The sequence below is a fragment of the Candidatus Nitrosopumilus sp. genome (genome assembly GCF_965223225.1).
Lineage (GTDB): Archaea > Thermoproteota > Nitrososphaeria > Nitrososphaerales > Nitrosopumilaceae > Nitrosopumilus.
Genome location: NZ_CBDCVU010000004.1, coordinates 187,130 through 213,834 on the forward strand (window position 1 = coordinate 187,130; position 26,705 = coordinate 213,834).

Annotated in this window: 32 protein-coding genes and 1 rRNA gene; 20 read left to right on the top strand and 13 right to left on the bottom strand. The window is 35.2% G+C overall.

Annotated elements, in window-relative coordinates; genetic code table 11:
- The first annotated feature begins 23 nt into the window (after positions 1-23).
- From ACOQN3_RS01380 to ACOQN3_RS01390, 3 genes are all read left to right on the top strand, one after another.
- A complete protein-coding gene (locus ACOQN3_RS01380; protein WP_420544703.1) occupies positions 24-770 on the top strand; it encodes a plastocyanin in 747 nt (248 codons plus the stop codon).
- Positions 771-869: 99 nt separating this feature from the next.
- Positions 870-1,250, top strand: a complete 381-nt coding sequence (locus ACOQN3_RS01385) for a hypothetical protein (protein ID WP_420544704.1) — start codon at positions 870-872, stop codon at positions 1,248-1,250.
- A 262-nt stretch (positions 1,251-1,512) separates the two neighbouring features.
- Positions 1,513-1,662 (top strand): hypothetical protein, encoded by a 150-nt coding sequence (locus tag ACOQN3_RS01390; RefSeq protein WP_420544705.1) that lies wholly within the window; start codon positions 1,513-1,515, stop codon positions 1,660-1,662.
- Between the two features lie 2 nt (positions 1,663-1,664).
- On the opposite strand, the gene ACOQN3_RS01395 is transcribed toward ACOQN3_RS01390, so the two are convergent.
- The gene (locus ACOQN3_RS01395; RefSeq protein ID WP_420544706.1) at positions 1,665-1,826 is read right to left on the bottom strand and encodes a hypothetical protein; all 162 of its coding nucleotides are present in this window, start codon (positions 1,824-1,826) and stop codon (positions 1,665-1,667) included.
- Positions 1,827-2,140: 314 nt separating this feature from the next.
- Positions 2,141-2,476 (bottom strand): hypothetical protein, encoded by a 336-nt coding sequence (locus tag ACOQN3_RS01400; protein WP_420544707.1) that lies wholly within the window; start codon positions 2,474-2,476, stop codon positions 2,141-2,143.
- Between the two features lie 165 nt (positions 2,477-2,641).
- On the opposite strand from ACOQN3_RS01400, the gene ACOQN3_RS01405 reads away from it, so the two are divergent.
- The 5 genes from ACOQN3_RS01405 (at position 2,642) to ACOQN3_RS01425 (ending at position 5,212) form a co-directional block, all read left to right on the top strand.
- The gene (locus tag ACOQN3_RS01405; protein ID WP_420544708.1) at positions 2,642-3,154 is read left to right on the top strand and encodes a hypothetical protein; all 513 of its coding nucleotides are present in this window, start codon (positions 2,642-2,644) and stop codon (positions 3,152-3,154) included.
- On the top strand, positions 3,151-3,498 hold the full coding sequence (locus ACOQN3_RS01410) for a hypothetical protein (RefSeq protein ID WP_420544709.1): 348 nt from the start codon (positions 3,151-3,153) through the stop codon (positions 3,496-3,498). The genes ACOQN3_RS01405 and ACOQN3_RS01410 overlap by 4 nt, the downstream gene beginning before the upstream one ends.
- A 601-nt stretch (positions 3,499-4,099) precedes the next feature.
- Positions 4,100-4,351 carry an LSM domain-containing protein gene (locus ACOQN3_RS01415; protein WP_420544710.1) on the top strand — a complete coding sequence of 84 codons (252 nt, stop codon included), beginning with the start codon at positions 4,100-4,102 and terminating at the stop codon, positions 4,349-4,351.
- Complete coding sequence (locus ACOQN3_RS01420; RefSeq protein ID WP_420544711.1) at positions 4,338-4,898, top strand: TATA-box-binding protein; 561 nt, start codon at positions 4,338-4,340, stop codon at positions 4,896-4,898. Before ACOQN3_RS01415 ends, ACOQN3_RS01420 begins: the two co-directional genes overlap by 14 nt.
- A 59-nt stretch (positions 4,899-4,957) precedes the next feature.
- Positions 4,958-5,212, top strand: coding sequence for a hypothetical protein (locus tag ACOQN3_RS01425; RefSeq protein WP_420544712.1), 255 nt, complete (start codon positions 4,958-4,960; stop codon positions 5,210-5,212).
- A 983-nt stretch (positions 5,213-6,195) separates the two neighbouring features.
- Here the strand turns inward: ACOQN3_RS01425 and ACOQN3_RS01430 are convergent.
- Entirely contained in the window at positions 6,196-6,480 is a 285-nt protein-coding gene (locus ACOQN3_RS01430) for a DNA-binding protein (RefSeq protein ID WP_420544713.1), read from the bottom strand.
- A 136-nt stretch (positions 6,481-6,616) separates the two neighbouring features.
- Positions 6,617-6,745: a CxxC-x17-CxxC domain-containing protein gene (locus tag ACOQN3_RS01435; protein ID WP_420544714.1), complete on the bottom strand. Its 129-nt coding sequence runs from the start codon at positions 6,743-6,745 to the stop codon at positions 6,617-6,619.
- 165 nt (positions 6,746-6,910) lie between these two features.
- Here ACOQN3_RS01435 and ACOQN3_RS01440 point away from each other — a divergent pair, with 165 nt between their 5' ends.
- A complete protein-coding gene (locus ACOQN3_RS01440) occupies positions 6,911-7,870 on the top strand; it encodes a transcription initiation factor IIB (RefSeq protein ID WP_420544715.1) in 960 nt (319 codons plus the stop codon).
- Between the two features lie 551 nt (positions 7,871-8,421).
- On the opposite strand, the gene ACOQN3_RS01445 is transcribed toward ACOQN3_RS01440, so the two are convergent.
- Together ACOQN3_RS01445 and ACOQN3_RS01450 are read right to left on the bottom strand one after the other, a co-directional pair.
- Complete coding sequence (locus ACOQN3_RS01445; RefSeq protein WP_420544716.1) at positions 8,422-8,625, bottom strand: hypothetical protein; 204 nt, start codon at positions 8,623-8,625, stop codon at positions 8,422-8,424.
- Positions 8,626-8,995: 370 nt separating this feature from the next.
- Positions 8,996-9,859, bottom strand: a complete 864-nt coding sequence (locus ACOQN3_RS01450; protein ID WP_420544717.1) for a prohibitin family protein — start codon at positions 9,857-9,859, stop codon at positions 8,996-8,998.
- Positions 9,860-10,058: 199 nt separating this feature from the next.
- Here ACOQN3_RS01450 and ACOQN3_RS01455 point away from each other — a divergent pair, with 199 nt between their 5' ends.
- Together ACOQN3_RS01455 and ACOQN3_RS01460 are read left to right on the top strand one after the other, a co-directional pair.
- Positions 10,059-10,466, top strand: a complete 408-nt coding sequence (locus ACOQN3_RS01455) for a hypothetical protein (RefSeq protein WP_420544718.1) — start codon at positions 10,059-10,061, stop codon at positions 10,464-10,466.
- 283 nt (positions 10,467-10,749) lie between these two features.
- Positions 10,750-10,938: a hypothetical protein gene (locus tag ACOQN3_RS01460; RefSeq protein ID WP_420544719.1), complete on the top strand. Its 189-nt coding sequence runs from the start codon at positions 10,750-10,752 to the stop codon at positions 10,936-10,938.
- Between the two features lie 62 nt (positions 10,939-11,000).
- Here ACOQN3_RS01460 and ACOQN3_RS01465 read toward each other — a convergent pair whose 3' ends face one another.
- Entirely contained in the window at positions 11,001-11,627 is a 627-nt protein-coding gene (locus ACOQN3_RS01465) for a hypothetical protein (protein ID WP_420544720.1), read from the bottom strand.
- A gap of 480 nt (positions 11,628-12,107) precedes the next feature.
- On the bottom strand, positions 12,108-12,650 hold the full coding sequence (locus tag ACOQN3_RS01470) for a hypothetical protein (RefSeq protein WP_420544721.1): 543 nt from the start codon (positions 12,648-12,650) through the stop codon (positions 12,108-12,110).
- Between the two features lie 337 nt (positions 12,651-12,987).
- On the opposite strand from ACOQN3_RS01470, the gene ACOQN3_RS01475 reads away from it, so the two are divergent.
- Together ACOQN3_RS01475 and ACOQN3_RS01480 are read left to right on the top strand one after the other, a co-directional pair.
- On the top strand, positions 12,988-13,896 hold the full coding sequence (locus ACOQN3_RS01475) for a transcription initiation factor IIB (protein WP_420544722.1): 909 nt from the start codon (positions 12,988-12,990) through the stop codon (positions 13,894-13,896).
- Positions 13,897-14,006: 110 nt separating this feature from the next.
- Positions 14,007-14,399, top strand: a complete 393-nt coding sequence (locus ACOQN3_RS01480; RefSeq protein WP_420544723.1) for a hypothetical protein — start codon at positions 14,007-14,009, stop codon at positions 14,397-14,399.
- 423 nt (positions 14,400-14,822) lie between these two features.
- Here ACOQN3_RS01480 and pyrE read toward each other — a convergent pair whose 3' ends face one another.
- Entirely contained in the window at positions 14,823-15,428 is a 606-nt protein-coding gene (gene pyrE, locus ACOQN3_RS01485) for an orotate phosphoribosyltransferase (protein ID WP_420544724.1), read from the bottom strand.
- A gap of 50 nt (positions 15,429-15,478) precedes the next feature.
- On the opposite strand from pyrE, the gene ACOQN3_RS01490 reads away from it, so the two are divergent.
- Positions 15,479-16,561, top strand: a complete 1,083-nt coding sequence (locus tag ACOQN3_RS01490; protein WP_420544725.1) for a transcriptional regulator — start codon at positions 15,479-15,481, stop codon at positions 16,559-16,561.
- A 5-nt stretch (positions 16,562-16,566) separates the two neighbouring features.
- On the opposite strand, the gene ACOQN3_RS01495 is transcribed toward ACOQN3_RS01490, so the two are convergent.
- Entirely contained in the window at positions 16,567-17,691 is a 1,125-nt protein-coding gene (locus tag ACOQN3_RS01495) for a site-2 protease family protein (RefSeq protein WP_420544726.1), read from the bottom strand.
- 75 nt (positions 17,692-17,766) lie between these two features.
- Between ACOQN3_RS01495 and rimI the strand changes: the two genes are divergently transcribed.
- Together rimI and ACOQN3_RS01505 are read left to right on the top strand one after the other, a co-directional pair.
- Positions 17,767-18,264: a ribosomal protein S18-alanine N-acetyltransferase gene (rimI, locus tag ACOQN3_RS01500; protein WP_420544727.1), complete on the top strand. Its 498-nt coding sequence runs from the start codon at positions 17,767-17,769 to the stop codon at positions 18,262-18,264.
- 38 nt (positions 18,265-18,302) lie between these two features.
- Positions 18,303-18,521, top strand: coding sequence for a transcriptional regulator (locus ACOQN3_RS01505; protein ID WP_420544728.1), 219 nt, complete (start codon positions 18,303-18,305; stop codon positions 18,519-18,521).
- Here ACOQN3_RS01505 and ACOQN3_RS01510 read toward each other — a convergent pair whose 3' ends face one another.
- Together ACOQN3_RS01510 and ACOQN3_RS01515 are read right to left on the bottom strand one after the other, a co-directional pair.
- Entirely contained in the window at positions 18,522-19,349 is an 828-nt protein-coding gene (locus ACOQN3_RS01510) for a class I SAM-dependent methyltransferase (protein ID WP_420546578.1), read from the bottom strand.
- A 5-nt stretch (positions 19,350-19,354) separates the two neighbouring features.
- Positions 19,355-21,142 (bottom strand): ribosome biogenesis/translation initiation ATPase RLI, encoded by a 1,788-nt coding sequence (locus tag ACOQN3_RS01515; RefSeq protein ID WP_420544729.1) that lies wholly within the window; start codon positions 21,140-21,142, stop codon positions 19,355-19,357.
- An 89-nt stretch (positions 21,143-21,231) separates the two neighbouring features.
- On the opposite strand from ACOQN3_RS01515, the gene rrf reads away from it, so the two are divergent.
- A 5S ribosomal RNA gene (gene rrf / locus ACOQN3_RS01520) occupies positions 21,232-21,351 on the top strand.
- Between the two features lie 178 nt (positions 21,352-21,529).
- Here the strand turns inward: rrf and ACOQN3_RS01525 are convergent.
- Positions 21,530-23,002, bottom strand: a complete 1,473-nt coding sequence (locus ACOQN3_RS01525; protein WP_420544730.1) for a leucyl aminopeptidase — start codon at positions 23,000-23,002, stop codon at positions 21,530-21,532.
- Positions 23,003-23,364: 362 nt separating this feature from the next.
- Between ACOQN3_RS01525 and ACOQN3_RS01530 the strand changes: the two genes are divergently transcribed.
- Genes ACOQN3_RS01530 through fsa form a run of 3 tightly spaced genes read left to right on the top strand, consistent with a single transcriptional unit; the run spans position 23,365 to position 26,665 of the window.
- On the top strand, positions 23,365-25,032 hold the full coding sequence (locus ACOQN3_RS01530) for a ribulose-phosphate 3-epimerase (RefSeq protein ID WP_420544731.1): 1,668 nt from the start codon (positions 23,365-23,367) through the stop codon (positions 25,030-25,032).
- A complete protein-coding gene (locus ACOQN3_RS01535) occupies positions 25,029-26,003 on the top strand; it encodes a transketolase family protein (protein WP_420544732.1) in 975 nt (324 codons plus the stop codon). Before ACOQN3_RS01530 ends, ACOQN3_RS01535 begins: the two co-directional genes overlap by 4 nt.
- Positions 26,000-26,665: a fructose-6-phosphate aldolase gene (fsa, locus tag ACOQN3_RS01540; RefSeq protein ID WP_420544733.1), complete on the top strand. Its 666-nt coding sequence runs from the start codon at positions 26,000-26,002 to the stop codon at positions 26,663-26,665. Before ACOQN3_RS01535 ends, fsa begins: the two co-directional genes overlap by 4 nt.
- Positions 26,666-26,705 lie beyond the last annotated feature (40 nt).

The window sequence follows — 26,705 nt, forward strand, 5'->3', positions numbered from 1 at the left end:
GTGTAGTTACTTTGGGTTGGACGATGAATAAACTGTTTGTTGCAATCCCAGTTCTGGTCTTGTTCTCTGGTAGTATTGCATATTCCTCAGGAGAATCTATTCCAGCTTGGGTAAAAAACACCGCGTTGTGGTATGGCGAAGAAAAAATATCTGATCAGGAATATCTTGATTCCATAAAATTTCTGATTGAAAACAACATATTGACAATAGACACAATAAAAGAAGAGTCAATCATAGAGCCCGTAGTATTGACTCCAGAAGAATCGTTTATTGATCCCAGAGTTATCATGTGCAATGTTTTGTACAACACCTATGTTGTTCAAGACAAATCTGAGTTTCAAGAAGAGCACTTTTTCATAAGTTACCTGCAGGACTGCATGGATCTTTACGAAGACAGAGTTTGGCAGTATCAGGGAGATGACAGAACAGAGAGAATTTACAACAAATTTGTTGAGATACACGCGCACAATACAGAATTTCCCGAGACCAAAACAATAGAACCCCATGTTCAGGTTCGCTCACTTGTAAATGCAGGACATGAAAAGTCCATGATGCAGTTTGACATATGTGCAGGAGACAAGCAGCTAGACAAGGCAAAGATTTTGGTAAAATCAGATCTTGAGGCAGTCGTGGTTGGCTCAGACAAGGACATCTCCTCTAACTCTTGCAGGAATTATTCAACTCAGATTTATGCCAAATATCCAGAGAATATCGAAATAGAGATTATTGAAAAGGTGATAAAGGAAAGTGGGGATGACGATGTACAATAAAACCATCGCTAATCAGATTACGGAGGTTGATTAGGGTGAACTATTTTTGTATGATTTTTTTTCTGTCTTTTTTCAAAATGGAGAATATTTGAAAACCTTATGAATCAAGTCAGAACAGGCATAATTGAAATCCCAATTACAGTAAGAGTAACTGGAGATCCAATTCCAATAATATGCAAAATATTTGAGATTAACGAAAATTCAAAAGAAGCAAAATTCACAATTTCAAGATCCGTGTTAATAGGAGAAGAAATTGAATGCAAACTCAAAGAATACATCTACAGAAACAATGGAGCCCCTCATGATATTGTGGTAGTTTTTGGGATTCCAGAAGGAAATTCCAAATCGTCAGAAATATCGCAATTCCTACATGAAAAACTACATGAATTTAAAAAAACCATGGTGATCATTAGAGAGCAAGAAGTAAAGATTGAACCCATTCTCATTAACAACGTATTGGAAAAAATGGAAGATAATTAGGATGATGATCATAATAATTTGTGGGTTTGGCACAAAGAATAATTTGAATTTCCATGAACCTGAGATGTTTCTGAAAGGAATGACGTTTCCATGGCGAGTTTACCATTCATGAATTTCTTACCGATAATCAGTTTTGATGCTTGCCTGATGAAACTGAATAAACCGTGTCATTCAGGATTTAGGGTTGAGAACTTTGAGTAAAACCGTGTAAAAGAGATCCTGTTGGTTTTCTATAGTTTCGCTGTAAGGATGAAAATAAGACATGAAATACAAGTGCAGGACATGCAAAAAAAAGTGCAATGACATTCCAAAACACATGATAGAGCAGCACAACTTTTCAAAAAAACTTGTAGAAGAACAACTCAAATCAAACCCAAACTGCTACAATAGTTCCTTTGAAGAATTAGAATAATTCTATAATTTTTCAACATCTATTGAAAAATCTGCAACAGAAAGTAATTTTCCGCAGAAAGGGCACCTGTTTGAAAAACTTCCCATTGTATCTTTTAATGATCTGAGTAGTTTCATAGTTTTTATTATCTTTCCACAATTGCCACATTCAATATCTAGGGACAAGGTGTAACTAGTAGAGATATCGATATAACATTTCATTTTGATTAGTTTTAAGGAATCAGTAAAGATTTCCAATGGGAGATAGGCTTTTTTGTGTAAAAAAAATCCCACGTGGGTACGTTATTCAATCCCATAACTATATCCCCAGCACAACATGTAAGGGGTTATAGTTTAGGTGGTTGAAAGTGTACCCACGTGGATTAAAATTTAAATTAATATTTTTTTCCAAAAAATTGAAATAAATTTTTAAAAAAAATTACTTGAAAATAACTGCAAGAACTTGAATTAACACATAATATGAAATATTGATTTTTAATCTATGTCAATGGTCTATTTTGCATAAAATCTTTGATAATCGGATAAGGAATTTCATGTGATACGGTTACCATCATTCCTTTTTTATCTTGAGTGCCTTCTCTACCATATCTTGCTATGTTGGAGAATATTTTCAACAGCATAAACCAATTTGTTTTATTGCCTATTGAAATTTCTACATCTTCTGTTAAGCGGTTTATTGTTATGCCTTCTGTTAATTTGTTATTGTTACCTCCAAATTGAAAAACAGACGTGGTGTAAAATTGACCCTTCTTTGATGATTTTAATTCACTGCCTTTGATTTCAAATATTTGTATTTTATCTGATCCAGGTTCCAAAAACAGTATCAGATCTCTACGATCTTTTTTAAATTTTATTCTTATTCTTAAGGGCGTGTTTTCTAGAAATCTCTCCGTTGCTAAAAATAATAAATCACATAGATCTATTGACCCTTCAACAAAATACTTGTTGGTGCAGGATGCAAGACAGATGGTAGAGGCAACGTGATAATTCCTGTACTTCCATATCTTGATGCAAAACAGAGAAAATACATCCAGTACATGCAGTTTACAAATTATTCTACTGGAGAAAAATACTCAGACTCTGCAGACACTGTTCCCTACTGGAAGCCATTAGGTGAAACCTTGGATGATTATGCCAACCACATAGAGGCAAAATCTGGAGTAGATACGGGATTATTGCCCAGATTATGCATGAAACTGGACAGGAATTTGATAAAATATGTTGGAAAGGAGGTGGCAAACCTTGATGTTTCTAACATTCTAGGAGTCACTCCAGACCAAGATTGTACCGTTTATGACAATCTAGAAGAGATGATATTGGTCATTAGACCACGAGATTCCTACAAGTTTGGAATATCCAGAAGCAACCTAATCTCCTTGCAGAACAAAATCAAAAACAAAACACAAGAAGGAGTATTGAATCTCCACAAGAAAACAATTGAAAAAATCATTTCTGGTAGCAGCATCATGGCCAGGGGAGGTGACGTAATATGATGGATGAAGAAAATAGTGTGGATGTTGAAACTACCTTTGAAAGTTATAATGAACCTGAAACAGATTCTGCTGAAAGAAAACCTCGCAGTAGAGAAAGGGGACCTGACAAGAAACCCCGGACATACCGTGCAAACAGTATGAGGAATTTTGTACAGTTCAAGGAAAGGCCAGAAGAGTTTGCAAAATATCTCAAAGATGAGAAAGGAGTCAACATTGATGGAAACTCTGGTATCGTAAAGGCCTTCTTAATTTTTGTCGGAGTGGTGATTGCAATCTTTGGAGGGCTGTGGTTGTACAACCATTACAAAAATAGAAACGACAACACCCCAGAAGGCATATGCTGATGTTGGAAAAGCAGTTGTAACGAACTGTCTTTTTGATATTTTTTATCAATTCGGTGAGATGAATTATCAATTCGGCATCAGTTAGGTTTCAGAAACTATCTTTTCGGTATCAATTCGGAGTAATAATTTATCAATTCGGCAAAAGGTTCCGAGAGTTTCCGAAAGTTTGATCGATGAGCAATATCAATTCGGCATCAATTCGGGAATTTTCCCGAAACTTTCCGAAATTGTGAATAGAACTCTTGATCGTAATCTGTAATTTCAAAGGAATTATGTTGTTTTGAACAACGGCAATCAAGAGGGGAAATGATGAAAATTAGTACAACCAAGACATTACGCCCGTTTATAGGACGGATAGACATAACAACACCAGAATGATTTTTTGGAATTTAGTTCAATTCAGAGCCAAACGGCCTCAAGTCTCTCTAGGCTCAATTTATGAATGATTATACGTGTACCTGTGATTGTGGTTGTAAGAATACGTCTGGCGAGTATCTTTGTCATAGATGCATGATGAACTTGTGTAAGACTGAAACTAATGTGGGGGCTGTTGCATAAATGAATCCAAGACACAGATGGGTAAAGATTAACGAGGTAGCATTTGTCTTCTGAAATAATCAACACGTTAGATGACTATCTAGACCAAGTAATAGTGATCAAACTTCGAGATAATAGGACAATACAGGGGAATTTACAAGGTTTTGATCAAATGATGAACCTCGTCCTTACTGACTCTAAGGACATATCTGGAGATGATGTCAAAAATCCAGACAAGATACTTTTACGTGGAGCCAATATCATACTGGTCTCATTACCAGATATCTCAAATCAAAAGGACGATGGCTCAATCTAAACCCCTAGTCAGCATAGAAAATGTTGTTGCTTCTGCAACAATTGAGCAACAACTAGATCTTGATGATGTCACAAAAAAATTCCCAGATATAGAATGGAATCCTGAACAATTTCCAGGTGCAGTCTTCAGATTAAAAAACCCCAAAACTGCCACATTGCTTTTTCGCTCGGGAAAGATGGTATGTACAGGTGCCAAATCAGAAGACATGGCAAGAAAAGCCGTAAAAACAGTGGTTCAAAAGCTTCGAAAAGGAGGAATCAAGATAAAAAATGAAGCCACAGTAAAAGTCCAAAACATTGTGGCATCCATCAATCTTGGTGGCAGGGTGAACATAGAAAAGGCAGTAAGGACATTGCCACGAAGCATGTATGAGCCAGAACAGTTCCCAGGACTGATTCACAGGATGCTTGATCCAAAAACCGTGATTCTAGTTTTTGCATCAGGCAAGTTGGTGTGTACTGGCGGAAAAGTAGAGGAAGATGTGTATCGTTCTGTACACGCGTTGCACTCAATGCTTGAAGAAAAGAAGTTGATGATATATGACTAGTTTGAAATGTGACAAAAATACCTTATTCCACTCTGAAAGTGTCGATTTAAAACAACATCTTGCTTGTGTTGTACAATTCGTTTATTCCAATCAAAACAGAGGATGCAGGTAATATTGGCAGGCTATATGGGCGACAAATCCCGTATGATTGCACACCATTTGGCTGCAATGAAACCAGAATGCATGCTATACTATGTGAAAAAAAAGACAGGGTTTACTTTGTTCCAGACACCTTGACCAGGCAGAAAAAGAAGGATTTGTGCAATGTAGCCATTGTATTGGGAGTCCAGTTGATAATGAAGGGACACTTTTGAGATAATGGATGATGTTATGAATGTGAAATGTAAAAACTGTGGAAAGGATTTTGAACTTTTCATAAGTGAGTTTTGTTGCAAAGAATGCACTGAAGAATATTTTATGCACCCATGATTGCATCATTACCACTATAGTTTAACCCATATCAAAAATCATGACATATTGTTTAGTTAGATTTTATTTTTTTGGCATGAATCACATAATGTCTCATATGTCATGCTGTTTACCGGTTTGAATTTTTCACCACAATTTACACATGTATTGAGTAGGATTATGCCCGTATTGGATTCTGTATCCTTTATGATTATTGGTTTGCTATTATGTTCTTTTTCCAAAATGCTTTTCCATTATTTCTGTAACATTCTCTGTATGTTCATGGAACGTTAGCTCCTTTAAGAGATATTTTCAGACTGTCTCTGTTTTTTTCTAACAACATTTTCTTGTTTGAGATTATTTCTTAAGACACCCACAACCACAATCAAACATTCCAGCTTTTCCCATGCATTGATCATGATGGCCATTATAGCATTTGTTACAAGTCAGCATCAGTTACCACCCTTTCCTTTGTGAGTCTTTTCATGATCTAGTACTTTTTGGAAATTACCATCCCATGAGTCCCAACGAAAATTGCAATGTTTACAGCGATATGCCATTTATTTTTCTACATCCTTTGAACTCTTTTTTTCTGTTTTTTTGGTTATGTCTGACTCTTTGTCAATTTTGACCTTGCAAGAACCGTATTGCAGTTTTTCAATTATTTTTTTAAACATACCTTAGATAGTTTTTCTCTTATTTATACCGGCATAATTTTGAGATTTTGTGCCTGAATTTCTATATAATTTTATGTAATTCTATAAATCTTGATGTGCACAAGTATATAGATAAAAACTGTCTATATACGCTGAGAAAAACAAAAAAATCTGTGATTAAACAGCCAAAAACACTTGTGATAAGACATCGTTTGCAGCCTGAAGGGACGAAATTATACAGTTTTCTTTTTTATTGAAATCTCAATTGTTGAAACATTTCTAGTTCTACCGTCTTGTGACTCTAATGACTCTGAATCAATTTTGACATCTCCAATCACAAATGCGGGATTGGTTCTGTGCAATACTATCTGGACCACATCAACTGCATGGGCAATGCTAAGTCCCCTAGCTTTGATTGTGATTAGAGGCAATGTTGCCAGCTGAATTATAGCTGAAGTGACATAGGTCATCAATGGTTTCTTGCCAATGAAAATTGTATCTTTTGTATTGTTTGACACACAAACTTGGTTTTGGTGTCTAATTTAAACTGGATCCGCATGTCTGATTGTAAATTGTATGTAAAAAAATAGGTTATGAGAATTCAATAAAATAATTAAGTTTAAAATTAATCAAACGAAACTAATCTAAAATCTTCTACTTTCTATGTTTTGGCAAACATTCTCTGCAATATACAGGTCTTCCTTCCTTTGGTTCAAAAGGAACTTCAGAGTCTTTACCACAGTCTGCACATGTACATTTGTACATCTTTCTGTCTTGTGACATGACTAGACACAATTTCCCATCTATAAGAACGGTTAGTATTTGACAAAACTATGATTCAATATCTTGTTTTGTTAGTAAAATGAAAAAAAGTAGCACATTTGACAAAATATCACAAAATAAGCCGGTTCTTATAGTAAGCAAAACCATTCATTACAGGTCATATTTTTGGTTTTAGAAATTATCGACGTTGACACTGTATGTGGACGTTGTGGAAAAAAAGGGATAGTAACAGACAGTGTAACAGGGGAGAGATATTGCGGAAAATGTGGTTATGTTGTTTCTGACACAGTACAAGATTCAGGACCAGAATGGAGAGCATTTGCAAAAGAAGGAGGCAGTACTGATCCTACCAGAACAGGAGCTCCGACATCGCTTGCCATGCATGATAGGGGACTTGCCACAGTCATCAATCCAATAAATCGTGACTCTTCGGGAAAACCGCTTACATCAACCATGAAAAATACAGTCGAAAGGCTGAGAACATGGGATAGTAGAAGCAAGGTCAACGTATCTGCAGACAAAAATCTAAGACAAGCGTTGAATGAGTTATCTAGATTAAAAGACAAACTTTCTCTTTCTAGTTCAATAGTTGAAAAAGCAGCATATCTTTACAGAAAAGCACTGGAAAAAGGACTGGTAAAGGGACGTTCAATATCAACAATAATTGCTGCATCGCTCTATGCGGCATGCAGAGACACTGAAACACCTAGAACCTTAAAAGACATTGCAGATGCTGGCAATCTCAAGAAAAAAGATATTGCAAAAAATTACAGATTACTGCATCAAGAATTGGGTCTAAAGATGCCCGTGGTGAATCCAATTCAATGTATTGCAAGAATTGCAAGCATTCTTGGCATTACAGAAAAGACAAAGCGCTATGCTGTAAAAGTACTCAAGGTAGCTCAAGCCCATAAAGAGTCTGCAGGAAAGGATCCGATGGGTCTTGCAGCATCAGCATTGTATTTGGCATGTGTCAAAAATTGTGAGGATATGACTCAACGGGATATTGCAGAAGCTGCAAATGTTACAGAAGTAACCATTAGAAATCGATACAAGAGTCTGAAATTGGATCAAAAGATAGATTGTGAGACAAGAGATAAAAAATCAAAGGATGTTGTGACTTGACTTTTTATTGTAATGTTTATGGATTGGAAAATAAATAATGATTAAACAAAAATGTGATAGATGTGGAACATATTTAGGTACTGAAAGTAAAAAAACCAAACAACGATTTTGCGGTAACTGTAAAAGGAAATTTCAATTACATAGATACTAAAACAAGGTTGACTTTTTTTGAAACTAAAGGAACTGCATATGCAATCTAACTTTTCATCTTCCTATATTCTATAACATTACAACGTTGCAGGATTTACTCCAAATTATCATTTGATAAAGTCTTCTTTTTCAAATGAGTTTTTTCATGTTCACGTACCTCATCAAAAGTATACGAAGTCCCTATCCAATGAAAGCTGCAATGTTCACATTGGTATTTCATTTATTTTTATTTCTCCCATGGTTTCTTTTTTCAGATTTCTGGATTTGTCTATATCATCGCTAACTTTAGTATTGCAAAAACCAAATTGTAATTTTTTAATTATTCTTTTAAGCACGTCTTTGGCAAGTCTTTCTCTGATATATATCGACGTTATTTTGTAGTTTTATGTCTAAATCTCACATTACTCTTGGTAATTGTGTTGCTCTTGGGAATCGCCAATGCACCAAATACAGCTATCGTATCCTTCAGAATTTGCTTGTACAAAAGTGTCTGGAATAAAGTATCGTTTGTGCACTATCATAATTTCATCAATCTGACAATTTTCTTTTTGATTGAGAAGATCATGAACTTTTCTTTTGTTGTTGTCACCCAAATAGTCTGCCATTACTCTATCACACTCAAGGTAGTATAAGTCACTGATTATTCATTGAAATTACACTGATTGGATAAATGTTAACGCAAAAGTTCACTAAACAAAAGAGCCATTCAATTTGTTATGTGAGATGAAATATCACAAGATACAAAGAAAAGAGCAGATCTTAAAATTCGTTCAATATTTGTACGACTGTTCTTTTATTCCAGTGTTCTCAAATATAGATGATAACTTCTAGTCGGGCGGCTTTGGCATGAGAATATTTTTCTTTAGCCGCTATACTCTGACGGAATTATGAATATGTCAAGGCTGCAATGCATAAAAAATAACGAAGTAGATTAGGTACCAAAAATATCATCTCAAAAAGGATCGGGTTTTCAGATTATGGAGTTACTGGAATCTGAATAAATGGAGTTCCACCCTCTCCCACCACTAATGGTAGTTTGCCATCCCACGCTTGTGTTTTCAACCATTCCAGATAATTGGGATTCTGAGCAAGTGCTTGATTGATAATTGAGATTGCCTCTGCCTCTCCTTTTGCCTCTGCAATGTTTGCATTTGCCACACCTATGGCATTGGCCTCTCTTTGTTTTGCTTCGACTTCTATTCTTAACAAATCATTTTCTGCTTTGAGAGCTTTTTGTTCTGCCTCCACCTTTGATTCAATTGCACGAGAGAATAACGGAGAAAACTCAAAATCAGTAATTGAGATTACTTCTGTCACAACATCGAATTGATTTAATCTTTCTCGGATAGACGATTCAATGTCTTGTTTGACTAGGGGTCTTTTTGTAATTAGTTCTTCTGCATTATAATTTGCAGTAACTTGTTTTACAGTTTCTTCAATTGCGGGCTGAATCACTCTATTTTCATAGTCAAGTCCCAAATTCTTGTACAGTCTGTGTATTGCCTCTTTGTCAGGATGATAATTGACAGTAACTGTTGTCTCTACTGTCTGTAAATCTTTTGATGCACTTCTAGTCTCTTTTTCATATTTGAGTGTACGAACTTCAATGTTCACTACTTCATCTTGGAAGGGTACAACAAAGTGTAGACCTTCATCAAGTGGAGGGTTTGTCAGATCGACTGCGTTCCAGTGCAAAAGTACTCCTCTATGGCCAGAATCAACTATCTTTACTGATGAGGTAGCTACTACCCCAATGATAATAAGAATAACAATTCCGATTACAACTCCTTTAGCTGCATTCATGTTTACGTTAACTTTTGGTGATTCATATTTTGACAAGTACATCTTGTGGGGAATTCACTCCTATTATACCAAGAGATTAACGCTAGTTTATAGGGAGGAACGTGTTGTATAATGCAGAATGATTTTTTGGAATTCAGTTCAATTCAGAGCCAGACAGGTTCAAGTCTATCTAGGCCCAATTCATGAATAATTATTTTAGCTATGATAATTGCAGTTTTTGTAATGTTGGAGACATTTGCAAAAAGTCGTCATGACTCAAACTCACATGAATCTTGTAGAGATTCCAATTACCATTAGAATAAAAGGCAATCCTGTTCCCATTGCAAACAAGATCTTTGCTGTAAAAGAAGGCTCAAAGGATGAAACATTTCCATTTACAACGTCTGTCTTGGTTGCAGACGATATTGAATGTAGGCTAAAAGAATACATATACAGAAATGAGGTTGACCTGCCACAAGACCTCGTATTGGCTTTTGGAGTGGTTGGAGCTAGGTCCAAGTCATCTGCAATCTCAAATTTCCTGTATGAAAATTTGAAAGAATTTAAAAAAATTCTATTAATCATCAACAAACAAGAAGTTAGCGTAGACCAGGGCATGATATGCACACAGATGGAAAAATGGGAGAACCGTGGATATTCATGATTCTTAAATGCAAAAACTGTAGAAAGGAATTTGAGTTATTTAATTCGGAATTTTGCTGCATAGAGTGTCTAAATGACGACTATCTTAGAGGACACGTAAGATACTAGGTTCTAACATGAATTCTTGTTTGACTTGTAAAAAAACAATCGACAAAAATCTAGAGTTTTGTAGTATTATGTGTGCAAGAAAATTTCTTTCATTTCAAACAGAATAGTGACCCGCTGGATTCGATCATTGTTTCAGAATACGCCAGTTTTTTAAGCAGAATGACAAATAGAATTACTTGGAAGATATTAGAATAACTTCACTAACAAATGATCAGATAGAAACAGAACAAGAGATTCTTGAAAGAATTTGGACCTTGATCGATGCAAAATGGGATGCAAGAACAATTCAGTTTGAAATTCAGAACTTAATGTTGCAGCGAGAGGGAATATTGAAGGAACTGGACGAAATTAGCTATAAATCCTAGTTTTTAAAAAACACTGCAAAACATGTTGTTGTAATTTATGAGTCTTGAAACGAAGTTCAACGCTAGATTATAGAGTAAATATCGTTTTCAAAATATGCTGTTTTAAAATTTAATTGATTTTCAGAATCGTTGTCTCTTGCCTCATCTAATCTCTCAAGCTCCACTAAGGCATCACCGTTGAATCCTACCGAAGAAGCATAAATTGCATCATACAACATGGTTCCGTGTTCTCCTTTTTTGATGTCATCTGCCATGTTGTAAAATTTTGTGGCATCCCTTTTGTTTACTTGTTTCCCAGTGTCTTTGTTTACGGCAATTGAAATGTACATTCCATTGCTTTTTACTGCTACAGGAACTTTGTAGTTATTTCCTGATTTTCCAAGTATGTTTTCATTGATCAAGACTTCACACTTGTAATACATGCTGGCAATGTATGCATAAAATCTGTACAATGCATACTGTCCTGACTCATTTTTGTCACATTTTACAAATATCTTGTACAGCAAGTCTATAGATTCCTCATTCATACTGTGTAATTTCTTATCAATTCTTCCTTTCTTGGCAAGTTCTGACTTGCATTCTTTTGCAACAAGGGCCAGAATAAAATCTGGTAAAGCATAACTTTTGAGAGATTCCACATGACTTCCAACCTGAGGTGAGCAGAATTCTGGAAAATTACTGTTAACCACTTTTAACCTCGATTGAAGATGATGTTTCCATTGCACATTCAGAGGAGCAGGTAGGCCTATCATACAGACTTTCGTATTCCCTACTACAGTGAACACATCTTCTAAAACTCATATCTATATTATTATACGTCGTTCAAGTATTAAAGGGAGGTGAGTTGTTCTTTTTCTCTCTTTTTTCCAACTCGTGAAGAAAACGAAAAGAAGTAACGTCTTCAAAGAAAAGTTTTATCACTAATCAATGAAATTAGAACTTGATATGAGTAGGAAATCAGGATCACCTAGACAACAATCAATATTCAAATGCACATATTGTGATTTTACGTCCAAAAGGAATTCAAATTTTGTTTTACATGTCAAAGAAAAACACTGTATTGAACTTTAGAAAAACCAGATGAGATGACTTTCAAGGATGACTGTAAAAACTGCACCCATCCAAAAGAATCACACAAACTGGTTTTATGAAAAAATGAGTGTTTCTATTTATTGAAATGATTTTATCAAATCGATTATTTCTCCTAGCAAAACATCATCAGGGTTTACAAAGAAAGTTCCAAGTCCTGCAATGACTATCAGGGAAACTGCACCCACTATTCTTACCATGATATCTTTTTTGTTGTGTTTTTTCTGCTCTTTGGACAGTCCTTCAAGAACGGTCTTGGCGATTTTCTTTGTCAGATCTTCCTTATCGACCAAATCTCCATTCAGTTTGGCTGAATCAATGTCGATGTCACTGACAAACGGAAAATTTTTTGCATTGCATTCTTTGCAATCGATATTTCTTATTGTTACTTTAAACAAAATTCCGATAAAAACCACGGAATAAACTGCAACGATGCTGAGAAAGGGAATCATGTCTCCTTGAACAAACAGATAGCCATAAACCAACACAAAGAATCCCAAAGGAGGTAAGAGGAATGCAAAGTTCTGTTTTGCTCGTGATGTTTGAAATCTCCTTTTTTTATGAGACTGTAATTGTAATGAGCCACAGTTAGAACAGTGCCTTAACGGACAAACTCGTGTCACGTCATTGTATTCTGTTTGACATAAGGGACATCTCTTCATTTCTTTGGTAACATATTATTCATTTATTGATAAAAATGTAAACTTGTTCATGTCTAAAATAGAGAATATCGGATTGATCTTGATACAACTAGATGAGGGAACCGTCTGAAATCATTTTACAGTAAATAATTGCCAGATTCTGCCATACTTATTTTTCATCAGAATAAAATTATTTTTTCCACGTGGGTACAAACATACAACAATTCTTATACATACACAATCCTTCTATCTTATGTCTAAAAGCAAGTATGTGACAAGGAAATAAAATTTTGGTAAATCAGGACGGAAACAGCCGATAATGGTTGTTCAAGAAAACGGTAAAACCGTTTGTTTTAGGTGTGGAAAAGATTCCATAGTGTCTGATGAGGATGTAGGCGAGCTAGTATGTCAGAACTGTGGCTATGTGGTTTCAGAGAAAATCCAGAGTTCTGGTCCGGAATGGAGAACATTCTCAACAGAAAGCGACAAAAATTCTGCCAGAACCGGAGGTCCGACATCCCTTACAAGGCACGACAAGGGGCTGTCTACAGTAATTAGCCCAATCAACAGGGATTCAACAGGAAGGCCTCTCACATCGTCAATGAAACACACCATTGAGAGATTACGAACATGGGATAGCCGGAGCCAGTCTGCTCAGTCGACAGATCGGAATTTAAGACAGGCATTAAGCGAATTAGGCAGACTGAAGGACAAACTTGCAATATCTCCAGGAGTCATAGAAAAAGCAGCATACATTTACAGAAAGGCGCTAAACAAGGGCCTCATCAGGGGGCGTTCTATCTCTGCAATGCTTGCAGCATCTCTTTATGCTGCCTGCAGGGACGCAGAAACCCCTAGAACCCTTGTAGACATAACTTATGCTGCCAATGTTAAACGAAAAGACATCAGTAAATGCTACAGACTGCTACACCAGGAACTAGACCTCAAAATGCCAGTAGTAGATCCTGTTCAGTGCATTGCAAGGATTTCAAGCAAATTGGATATTTCTGAAAAGACAAAGAGGGATGCCATAAGAATTTTGAACTCTGCAAAAAAACGAAATGAATCCTCAGGCAAAGACCCGATGGGACTTGCAGCAACGGCATTGTACATTTCTTGTATACGAAATAAAATACCTGTAACACAGCGAGATCTTGCAGATTCGTCTGGGGTAACAGAAGTCACAATAAGAAACCGTTACAAGGGACTGAGAATTCACGAGAAGTAAGTTTCCAGTTATCATAATACTGAGATTCGAAAGCTCAGTACAAACACTCTTTTACTGTTAAAACACGCAAGAAACTGTGAAGAAAAAATCAGCCTCCACATGGAGACTGCATGCAGACTAGTAAGGAACACGATTTTCTTGTTAAACGGTTAATTGATCAATTTCTGAAGAAAGGCTTGAAGGTTTCACTTGCCAACTATCCAAATTATGGCAAACCCATGAAAATCAAGCGCCATTCTCCGGATGTTCTTGCAATAGACAAAAAGAACGGGCTGGTATACATTGGATTGACAAAAACCTGTGATGAATTGTCAGATCAGATCACCAAAGAACAGTTTACTGATTTTTCAAGACGTTTGTCAAAAACACAAACCTCTGAAAAAATACGGATCCCGTTTTACATCTGCGTTCCAGAAAATTGTAAATCCAGAGTAAAAGAGAGTTTTGAAGAATTTGGAATTCCTTGGAAAGAGAGCATCGTTGTAATTGGACTGCAGAAATAACAATACCTAATTTATTTTTGGGTTCATTATTGTGTTCAAAAATAATAAGCCCATTTAGAGACAAACCAAAAAATGAGAATCTAAAGCAATCTTAAAAAAAAACTCACTAGTATTCCAAGTGATTTTTTACCACATTTCCACGTGGGTCTTATTTAAAACCCCATAACTATATCCCCAGCACAACATGTAAGAGATTATGATTTAGAATACTAAACTGTTATAAAATATAACGACGATAGATTATTGAAACCTTGAAAAAATTAAGAAAATTAGAGGTTTCGAATGCTGGAGAAAGCGAGAACCTTCGGGCCCATTTATTTCAATTAGTTTTAAAATAACTAAATTTAGAATTTACTGGCTGCAATGAAGAATCAGAGTTATATCTGAATTGATGATTGGAAGGCATTTGTCTGAGCTGCCAAGTTACTCTTCTACTTGATTTTTAACTTTAGTCAAAGTTTCTTTATCTATAATACCTTGTTCATGTAGTGCATTTGAAATTTTCAAAATATCTAATATGGAATGTAATTTTACTCCCAAATCTTCCAATGCTTTGTTTGCACCTTCCATTCTATTTACCATGACATATGCATCTTTAATTGAGATATCTGCGTCCTTTAGAGATTTTATTGCGTTTACTACAGATCCTCCTGTTGTTGCAACATCATCAATCATCAAGACTGTCATTCCTTGTTGAATTTTTCCCTCAATCATCTTTAAAGTCCCATAATCTTTTGGTTTGCTTCTTACGTAAATTAGCGGTTTTACTGTTTCTATTGCTAATGCAGAAGCAATTACCAAACCACCCGTAGGTACTGACACGATAGAATCAAAATTATCTAATCCTATACTTTCTTCAATATCTTTTTCAAGATATTTTATCATCTTCCTAAATTCCTGAGGATAGCTTGGAACTAGTCTTAAATCTACATAATAGGAGCTTTTTTTACCACTTGCTAGGGTAAAATCCCCAAATTTTATAATTTCATTTTCGTGTAAAAATCTTGCAAATTCTTTTACAAATTCCATATTTTTATTAATCCCAGTGGATTTATTTTGGTTTGTATTGTCTCTTAATCATGCCTGAGATTTGGCTGAATTATGGTCATTCTGATGTTGTTTTAGATATAAGAGCTGAGAATCTTGATCAAAGAATTGATTCTGATGAAAAAACCTTAGATGATCCTGAAATTACCAAAAAACTAGAACAAATTGATTTATCAAAACCATTAGAACTTGTGGTTCTGCATAATTCCAAATCTATACAAAAAATTATCTCTTCTCTATTCATGTTGTGTGAACAAAAATCAATCCCTTTTCCTAAAATTTTTGCTGAGAAAACAATAATTAATTCAATAAAAAGTGGTTTGCCTGAAGGCAGCTCAATAAATGAATTTGATGGGTCTGATCTCTCTTCTTCAAATTTAGTATTTTTAGCAGAGATGGAATTTGATGGATTGTTTGGCTATGAGACCATTTCAACCCGACTGATTAAAAAATTTGGGACCGAATCTATGTTATCTGCTTATGCAAAACGTCAAGGAAACAATCCTGCATCAGGACAACATCCTTCTAATCTGAACGAAGCAAAAAAGTTCTCTGATAATTTTGACATTCAGGGAATTGAAATTGTTGCAAATTCAAATGGGATAATTGATTTTACAATTGGTCATCCATCTGAAACTATGTCAACCACAAAGATATTGGAATCCCATGCGATTAAAGATATTGAACCACAAAAAACTATGATAATAAGCACTGGCAAAGATTCAAGCAATGACTCTCTTTCTACTTCTCTTTCTTCTTTGTGGAATTGTTCAAATGCTATAAAAAATGATGGGCTTGCTATTTTAGTTGCTGAATGTAAACTTGGTCTTGGCTCTAACTCTCTTCAAAAATATATGGAGGGCAGATTGTCCTTAGATCAACTTAGAAATCCTACACAATACATTGATGGAATGGAGAATCTCTTATTTTTATCCGAGATTCAAAAGAAATTTCAAATTGGTTTGGTTTCTATTCTTCCTGAATTCTATGTTAACAAACTTAATCTAATTTCTCTGCATGGAATCAAAAATTCTATGGATTACATTCTGAAAACTCAAGGTCCGAGACAAAAAATTTCAGTAGTTACTGATGGGGCCAGATTGTTGTTACGATGATGTTTCTAAAATAAACACATTGTTCTAATTATTGGAACACATAGATTTTCTGGTATAGGTACGCACAATACTGCCAATCCGATAATTCCTATGTAGGCTAATTTTCTATTTTTTGTTATCGGAGATACATCATCAAGTGGTTCTGCACTCAAATTACTTCTACTCAAAAAATAAAAAATCAATGCAGCAAAACCAAATCCTATTGCCGCTAAAACTATGAAACTCAGATATGTCATATATTTATGCCATTTCCGACCTAGCACTGTTCTTGCCATGTGTCCGCCATCTAATTGCCACGCTGGCATTAAGTTCAAAAATGTAAGAAAAAAGCCAAACCAAGCAGCCCAGAGAACTGGAGTAACTATTACCTCATTTCCCGTAGTGTCTCCTTTTCCAAACATTGCAAGTGCACCTTTCAAAAAGAGTGGTTCTCCTAAACTAAAATCAGCTAAAGATCCTTCCTCGTACATCTGTTTTGCAAAATCTGGATCAAGGACTGGTGCAGTATATGCACCATATAATGCAACAATAATAGCTATGACCAAACCTGCAATTGGTCCTGCTATTGCAACATCAAAAAGAATTCTTCGGTTTACTGTTAATCCTTTGGATAAGATTAATGCTCCAAATGTTGGGAATAGTGTGATTGTTGGTATTCCGGGGATAAAGTATGGCCATGTGGTTTTTAATCTGTGTATTTTTGCTGCTATCATGTGGCCTAGTTCGTGAATTCCTATTATTCCCATAAGTGAAATTGTATAAATTATTGCCATGTTGATTGGTTCTCCAATGTCTAATATCGTGTTCCATCTTTCTGTGATATGGTATCCATCATACATAACAGATCCAATGACTACTGCAAACAATATTCTTGGTAACCATTTTGAATTTAGGAATCGTCTTTTTTTACGTGTAAATTTCTGGATTAAAACAAATTTTTCGTTTTCTATTTTTTCTAATTTACATACATAATTCATATCCTCTAACTTTCTTGCCAACTCTTCGAATTTTTCTCGAAAATCCGAATCCTCAATTTTGAATTCTAATGAAAATTCCGTCTTTGTAAAATCACTAACATGAAACATGGAATTGACCAATGATGAGACATCTTCTTGAGAAAATTCCTCCATATGCTCCTCCTTGATTCTTTCTATTAATGGTCTTTTGGTTTAAAATTAAATATTGATACTTGTGTATGTAATAATATGCAGGTCATTCTTCGCCAACTTGGTGAATGTAATCTTCGAAGAGCAGAATCAGGCGATCTTATTCCTGTAATGGAAATTAATCTTAAAACACTTCCTGAACATTACTCTGACTATTTTTATGAGAGTCTGCTTGCCGAACTTCCAGAGGCATTCATTGTAGCAGAAATTGAAGGTAAGCATGTAGGTTACATCATGTGTAAAACTGAATATGGTTTCTCAAATTTTAAAAAATTAGGTTTTGTAAAAAAAGGTCACGTAGTTTCTGTTGCAGTTCTTGATGAATATAGAAAAAAAGGAATTGGTAAAGCTCTTGTTGAAGAATCCATTACGGGAGTAAAATTGCGAAAATGTGATGAATTCTATCTTGAAGTACGTTGTAGTAATACTGATGCCGTGAGATTGTATGAAAAACTTGGCTTTGTTATACGACAGCAACTAAATGCCTATTATAGAGATGGGGAAGATGCATATCTTATGGCAATCGAATTAAACTAGTTCAAAGCAATAAATAACTCGCTGCCAACTTTTCCGCCATGGACAGACGGAAAGGCATGGGGATAATGATCTTTGTATTGTGTATTGGTGGCTTCTTTGTCTATGCCTACCTTTTGATGTTGTCTGAATGGAGCCCTATTGTTTTACAACTATCTATTCTTATGATTGCCGGTGGAATTCTTGGAGTGATTGCATGGATTGGGTATGTTATGGCCACTACAAAACCATCTCCTGCTTCTATCACGTCTGATGACTAACTATTTTGAGATTTTTACATCTACGACTGTTTGATAATATCTAGGTCCTACAGCTCTTACAATCTTTGAGCCTAGAATCTCAGATTTTACTGTTGTAATATTCGAATAATGTTCTTCTGTAATTTTTCCAGCTTCTGATTTCTTGTCGGCATGTACGTGTGCATAGTAATGTATTATTCCTCCATCTTTGGTAGTCTTTATCGCATCATCCAAAAATTCATCTGATCTTTCTGGCAATAGCATTAACGTCCTATCTGATTTATCATTCAGTTGCTTTCTTATTGTCTCTGAAGCGTCTCCATTAATTGAGATCACCGTTCCTTTTAATTTGTTCAATCTGATATTTCTTTCACATAATTCTGAGGCTGTTGGATTGATATCTAAACTATAAACTGTACAGTTCTTTTTCTTGGCTGCAAGTATTGAGAACATACCAACACCTCCAAACATATTATTTACTACCTCTCCGTTTTGGATTAAATTTGCAATTCTTTCTCTCTCAGTTGAGAGTCTTGGTGAAAAAAATGCATTTTCAACATCAACAATAAATCTGCATCCAAATTCTTTGTATTCTGTTTCTGTTTTATCCTCTCCTGCTAGAATTTCTAAATCTCTAGTACGAAAATCTCCTTCTACTGCTGAGGCTTGGTAAAATACACTTTTTACAATCTTTACTTCTTTTAACAAAGTCTGACCGATGATATCTTTTTTTGAAAGTAAGGAATCTGGAATTCTTACTATGATGATATCCCCAATCTGATCAAAAGCTGAAATTAACTCTTCACTCTCACTTGTAGAAAGTACATCTTCTAGCGCCTTTTTTAGCATTCTAGTCAATTTTTGTAATAAAAATTTCCAGATTTCTTTTGATCTTTGTCTAATCTGCTTTCAAGTTTATTGACTCTGGGCCTCAAACTTTTCTCATCTCTTCTAAATGACATATCCAATGATTTCAAAAACCTGTTCATTGCATCAGCTTTTGGCATAGGTGATGTTCCTTTTCCATATGCTCCTGACTCGCCTTCGAATATTACCATTGAATCTGAAACTAGATCCATCAATTGTAAATCGTGATCAATTACTATTGCTGATTTTCCAAATGATCGAACAAATTTTTGTAAGAATTTTGCAACGGCGATTCTGTCCTCCACATCTAAAAACGCTGAAGGCTCGTCTAATGCATAAAGATCTACTTTTTGTAAAAGACAAGAAGCAACTGCCACTTTTTGTAATTCCCCTCCTGAAAGATTTTTGATAGATTTATTGTATAATTTTTTTATTTTCAAAGGATCTAGAATTTGTTCTTCTTCAATGCTTCCCTCAATTTGATTATTGTTTGCTTTTTCTAGCACTGCTATTACTTCCACATCAATTTTATTTTGTAGATATTGTGGCTTGTATGCAATCTTGATTTTTTTATCAATGCTGCCTGAATCTGGTTTTTCTACACCTGCTATCATTTTCATCATTGTTGTTTTTCCAAGAGCATTTGCTCCCATTATGCCTAGCACTTCACCTTTTCTAACTTTTCCAGCTTCTACTGTAACTTGAAAAAATGGGTATTTTTTTTCTAGTCTGGGATATGTAACAACTTCACTACCTTCTTGAAATTCATCTGTAGATGAGGATGAAATATCAAATGAAAACTTTTTGTCTCTAAACCTGACATTCTCATTTGGCAAATATCCATCTAGAAATACATTGATTCCTACTTTTGTTGATAATACATTAGAGACAATTCCATATGCTGCAGGCTCTCCGTATAGTACTTCGATATAATCACTAAGAAAATCTAACAAAGTAAGATCATGTTCTACTACCATCACGCTTTTTCCTAATTTTGCCAAATTCTGAATTACTCTTGCAACTCCTGTTCTTTGAAAAACGTCATTGTACGATGATGGTTCATCAAAAAAATAGAATTCTGTATCCTTTGACGCGGCTACTGCGACTGCTATTCTTTGTAACTCTCCTCCACTAAGCTCATTCAAATCTTGCTCTAAGGAATTCTCTAATCCTAATTCTCTAATTAATTCTCTTGATTTTCCTCTCTCATCATATTTTTCAATAAGTTCTTTTGCCGTTCCATTAAATGCTTGAGCAACATGATGTACTTGTTGTGGTTTTATTGATGCCGTGATCTGGTTTTGTTTAATTTTTTCAAAATGTTGCTTTAACTCTGTTCCACTATAATATTTTAGAATCTCATCCCATTCTGGAGGATTTTCATATCTTCCTAAATTTGGTTTTAAATTTCCTGATAAAATGTTGACAACTGTACTTTTACCCATTCCGTTTCTTCCTAATAATCCGACTACCTCTCCTTTCTTTGGTGTAGGTAACTTGTATAATCGAAAAGAATTGGGACCGTATTGATGAATTTTATCTGTGGCCAATTCACTGGCCAAGTTTACAATGGTGATTGCATCAAATGGACATACTTTGACACATATTCCACATCCATTGCAAATATCCTCATCAATCTGGGCTTTTTTTGAATCTTCGTTTAAAACAATACAATCTGCTCCTGATTTATTGACAGGGCAATATTTTATGCACTCTAAACCGCATTTTTTAGGCTGACACAATTCTTGATCTAAAACTGCTACTCTATGTGTCATGTCTTGTTTGCATATTTTCTTTGTTTTATACCTATTTTGAGAATTTCAGGATGGCGTTAGATTAATAGATGAGACTCTGGCACGAAATTCAAGCCGGCCATAGCGTTAGGGTGCGACCCAATCCCTTTCCGAACTTGGAAGTCAAACCTAACGTCGCTGTTGTGCTACTAAGATGCGAGAGCCCTTGGGAAGCAACAGTGCTGGCATTTTCAATTTCTAATCAATCTTTTAATATTGATGTTCAGGTACAAGGTTATTGCTAAATTGTAGTGTTTGTGGTGAAATCTTTTCTGATGATATTAGATTTTTAAATCATATGATGGAAAAACATGGATTCAGAAATCCAAATGTTGGAAAACCAGACAGAAACAGTCGTGGATACTAGTTTCATAAATTTTGCAAATAATCTAGAACTAGTCTTACTCCAAATCCCGTTGCCCCTTTTGGATTGTATGTTTTTTCTTTGGTTGCAATTTGTGTCCATGCCACTCCTGCAATATCTAGGTGGGCCCAGGGTGTTTTTTCTATAGCATTTTTTAAGAATGCAGCTGCAGTTATTGTTCCAGCTGCTCTACCAATTCCTATATTTTTCATGTCTGCAACATCTGATTTGATCATGTCCATGTAATCTTGATTCAATGGAAGTTGCCAGATCTCTTCTGTTGTTCTCTCTGATGATTCATTCAGCTTTTCTGTTAATTGCTTGTTGTTTGATACTAATCCTGCTACATTAGTTCCTAATGCAATTATGCAAGCTCCTGTAAGAGTAGCAAAATCAATAATTGCTTTTGGAGAATATTGTTTTTCTCCATAGGATAATGCATCTGCTAAAATCAATCTTCCTTCTGCATCTGTATTTAGTATTTCTGCTGTTTTACCATTATACAACTTGATAATGTCTCCGGGTCTATATGATTCTCCACCTGGCATGTTTTCAACAGATGGAACTATTCCTACAATATTCAATGGAATCTTTAGTTCTGAAACAGCTTTCATTATTCCTAAAACAGTACATCCCCCACATTTGTCAAATTTCATCTCATCCATTTTCTCTCCTGGCTTTAATGAAATTCCACCAGTATCAAATGTCACTGCTTTTCCTACTAGGACAATTGGTTTTTCATTTTTAGGTCCATGCATGTGTTCTAAGATGATAAGCTTTGGTTCATTCTTACTTCCTTGTCCAACAGCAGTAATTCCTCCAAAGCCTCTCTTCTTTAATTCCTGTTTGGATATTACTGTGTACTTCATCTTGTTCTTTTTTGCAATTGTTTTTGCAATATTTGCAAGTGTGTTAGGTGTACATTCGTTTGGAGGTAAATTTGCTATATTCTTAGTGAATATTGCCCCTTCTGCAATAATTTCAGCTGTTCTAGCTGTTTTTTTAATCTCTTCTGATTCTGGAATTATAATTGTTAATTTTGGAGATTCCGTTGCTTTTTCTTTTTTGAATGTGTCAAATTTGTATAGCGACATTTTTGCTCCTTCTACAATTTGAGAAACAGCAGAACCTGGTTCATTTATTGAAGTTGGAGGGACAATTATGGAAAATTCTTTTAATTTTAATTCCCTTGCTTTTTGTGCAATTTTTCCTGTGACAAACCTAATCGTATCTCTTGTTATTTCATCTTTTTTTCCTAATCCTGCTAACAATACCCTATCAAATTGATTATTCTTGGGAGTTGGGATTAGCCCTAATTTTCCTAGTTTTCCCCCAATATCTCCTAAAGATTGATTGACTGAAGGATCTGAATTGATGTTGTATTTTTTTAATTGTAATAGTTGTTTTGTTTCTTCTACCAAAAAAACACAGAGCATTTGAGTTTTTTTGTTAATTTTGTTGTCTACTTTAATAATCAATATGACTGATTAATTTTAACGACTTATTTAGATTTATCAAAATTTTCTTTTTCTAAACAGTTTCAATGCATTCTGTATTTTTTCTCTGTTACTTTGTTTTATTTGTAAATTTTGCAAGGAAAAATGATTTTCTAGGGTTTTCTATACATGTTCACAATCCCATAATTCTACAATATCTTATGAGGGTTTGATTTTTTTTGTTGTTGGGATTTCTATTTTTTTTGAATTTAAAAATATGGATTTTCCAAATATCAAAATCCCAAAAAATTATTTTCCTGTAATGTTTTATGAGACATTTATGCGATCATATTTTATCTTCTTGGAAGTAGATTTTTATTAAATTTACAAAGATGTTGTTACAGATGGGGCTTAATTATTATCAAATTAAAAAGAACATCCTCAAAGCCCGAAAATTAGTGATCCGATCTACAAATATTGCAGGTTCAGGTCACCCTGGAGGATCTTTTTCAATGGCAGAAATTTTAGGCTGTTTATTTGGTAAACATCTGAGATTTGATCCTGCAAACCCTCAATGGGAAGATAGAGATCGCTTGGTCTTATCAAAAGGACATGCAGCTCCTGGTTTATTCTCTAACATGTCCGTTGCAGGCTATTTCCCAGAATCTGAACTTGAAACATTGCGTAAATTTGGTAGTAAACTTCAGGGTCATCCTGATTTAAAATGTCCAGGGGTTGAATTTTGTGGCGGTTCCTTGGGGACTGGTTTGTCATATTCTGTGGGCATTGCACTAGCTGCAAAACTTGATTCTAAAGATCATCATGTTTACACCATAATTGGAGATGGCGAATCTGATGAAGGACAAATTTGGGAAGCTGCCATGACTGCAGCAAAATACAAAGTAGATAATCTAACTGCCTTTCTTGACCGAAATTTCATCCAACAGGATTCTTACACTGAACGAATTATGCCATTAGATGAAAGACTTGAGGGTGATGATCTATCTGAAATGTGGAAAGATGCATCACGATGGAAAACTGGTGACAAATGGAGATCATTTGGTTGGAATGTTATTGAAATAAACGGACATAGAGTTGAGCAAATTGATGCTGCTATCACAAAAGCAAAGGCAACAAAAGGTATGCCTACTATTATTATCTCAAGAACTGTAAAAGGAAAATCCATAGAGCATATGGAAGATAATCCTCAATGGCATGGAAAAGCTCCTGACTCAGATGTGATTCCCGTAATTCTTGATGAACTAGATTCACAATTTATGATTGCTCCCTCAATTATTGCCGGGGATATGAATAATTTAGAGAATGAAGTAAAACGATGCGTATCTGGAAGAGCTGATTATATTCATCTTGATGTTATGGATGGAAAATTTGTTCCAAACAAAACATTTGATCACAACAAAATCAAAGAACTAAGATCTTTAACTGTAATCCCATTTGATTCTCATTTAATGATAACAGAACCTGAACGACATATCAAAGACTACATTGCAGCGGGTAGTGATATCATTACTGTCCATGCTGAAGTAACTGATGAAAATAGTTTTGGAGAAATTCATGATTTACTCAAACAACATCAAGTTGGAGTTGGTCTTGCAATAAACCCTGATACTGATTTACCATCTTGGTCATATGATTTCCTTTCATCCTTGGACCAGCTAATTGTTATGTCTGTTGTACCTGGGAAATCGGGCCAAGCGTTTATTGAAAGCACTCATGCCAAGATGGTTAAAATTAATTCCGTTTTAAAGCAACATAATTTTTCTGGTTATATTGAAGCCGATGGTGGAATCAATTTGGAAAATATTGGTTCTGTGTTTGCTGATGGTGCAAGGGTATTTGTTGGTGGTGGAGCTATCGTAGGACAAGATAATTTACCCTTGGCAGTAAAGGCATTTCGAGAGGAAGTCCTCAAATCAAGAAGACGTTTGCTGCTAGAAAAAGCACAAAAATCCGGTGGAACCGATTTGGTAAAAAAATGGATAGGATTGCATGTGGTAGGAAAAAAACAAGAACGAATTAAACAAATTGCAATGGAGGCAGGTTTTCTTTGAATGATCCCGTAATGACTGATATGAGAACTCAATATGCTAAGAGCTTAATTCAAGTTGGCAAAGAGAATCCTAATGTTGTTGTTTTGGGTGCTGATACTACTGATTCTTTAAAAACTTCTAGCTTTGGAAAAGAATTTCCAGAACGCTTTTTTAATGTTGGAATTGCAGAAGCAAATCTAGTTACTGTTTCAGCAGGTTTGGCCGTATCTGGAAAGATTTCATTTGCCAGTACATATGCAATATTTTTACCGGGACGAGCAGTTGATCAAATTAGAAATAACGTAGCTTATCCGTCTCCTCCCAACAGACAAGGTCTGAATGTAAAACTGGTTGTATCTCATGGTGGCTTGTCTGTTGGACCTGATGGTGGATCTCATCAACAAATTGAGGATATAGCTATAATGAGAGCGATTCCAAATTTCCGAGTTTTTATTCCCTCTGATACTGTTGCAGTTTCAAAATTAACTCATTTGATGGCAAATGAATATGGTCCATTTTATATGAGGATGGCACGATCTAAAACTCCTCTAGTCCATTCTGAATCACAAGAATTCAAAATTGGTAAAGGTATTACTCTTCGTGATGGATCTGATTGTACTATTGCAGCATGTGGAATAACTGTTAGAATGGCTTTAGAGGCTGCAGAAATTTTACATAATGAGGGTATCTCTTGTAGAGTCTTGGATATGTTCTCTGTGAAACCCATAGATCATGACCTCTTAGAAAAAGCAGCACGGGAGACGGGTTGTATTGTTACTGCTGAAGAACATAATATTTTTGGTGGATTGGGATCCGCTATTGCAGAATCTGTTTCTGAATCCTATCCTGTGCCAATAAAGCGGATTGGAGCTCAAGATATGTTCGGTGAATCTGCAAGGGATAATGAGGTTGGATTGCTATTGGAGAAACACGGAATAACATCTTTTAATATGGCAAAACAGGTAAAAGAAATTAGGAATAAAAAGATATGAAGATTTTTCTTGATACTGCAAATTTGGAGTCCATAAGAAAATTCAATGATATGGGTTTGCTTGATGGAATTACTACTAATCCTTCCTTGATGTCTAAAGAAGGTGGAAATCCTAAAAATGCAATGTCTGAAATTACCAAAATTATCTCTGGCGATGTCAGTTTAGAGGTGGTGAGTACCGAATATGATGGAATGATTGAAGAAGGTAAACGACTTCGTGAATATGGTAATAATGTGGTAGTTAAGGTCCCAATGACCCCTGCTGGATTAAAAGCATGTAAATCGTTATCCTCTCAGGGTATCCCTGTTAATGTCACTCTTATATTTTCTCCAAATCAAGCTTTACTTGCTGCAAAATCTGGAGCAAAATATGTTAGCCCATTTATTGGAAGATTAGATGACATTGGTCATGATGGCATGAATTTAATCAAAGAGATTAAAGAAATTTTCTCCAACTATGAATTCAAAACTGAAATTCTTGTTGCAAGTGTTAGACATCCACTGCATGTTGTTGAATCTGCAAAAATTGGTGCTGATGTAGTGACTTTACCCCCGGCAGTTCTAGAAAAGATGTTAAAACATCCTCTAACAACTATTGGTTTGGATAATTTTCTTGCAGACTGGGAGAAGCTAAAATCCAATAACCCTGATGTCAAAATCTAATACCAAAATTATACATTTCAGATTAAAACCAATTTTTGAT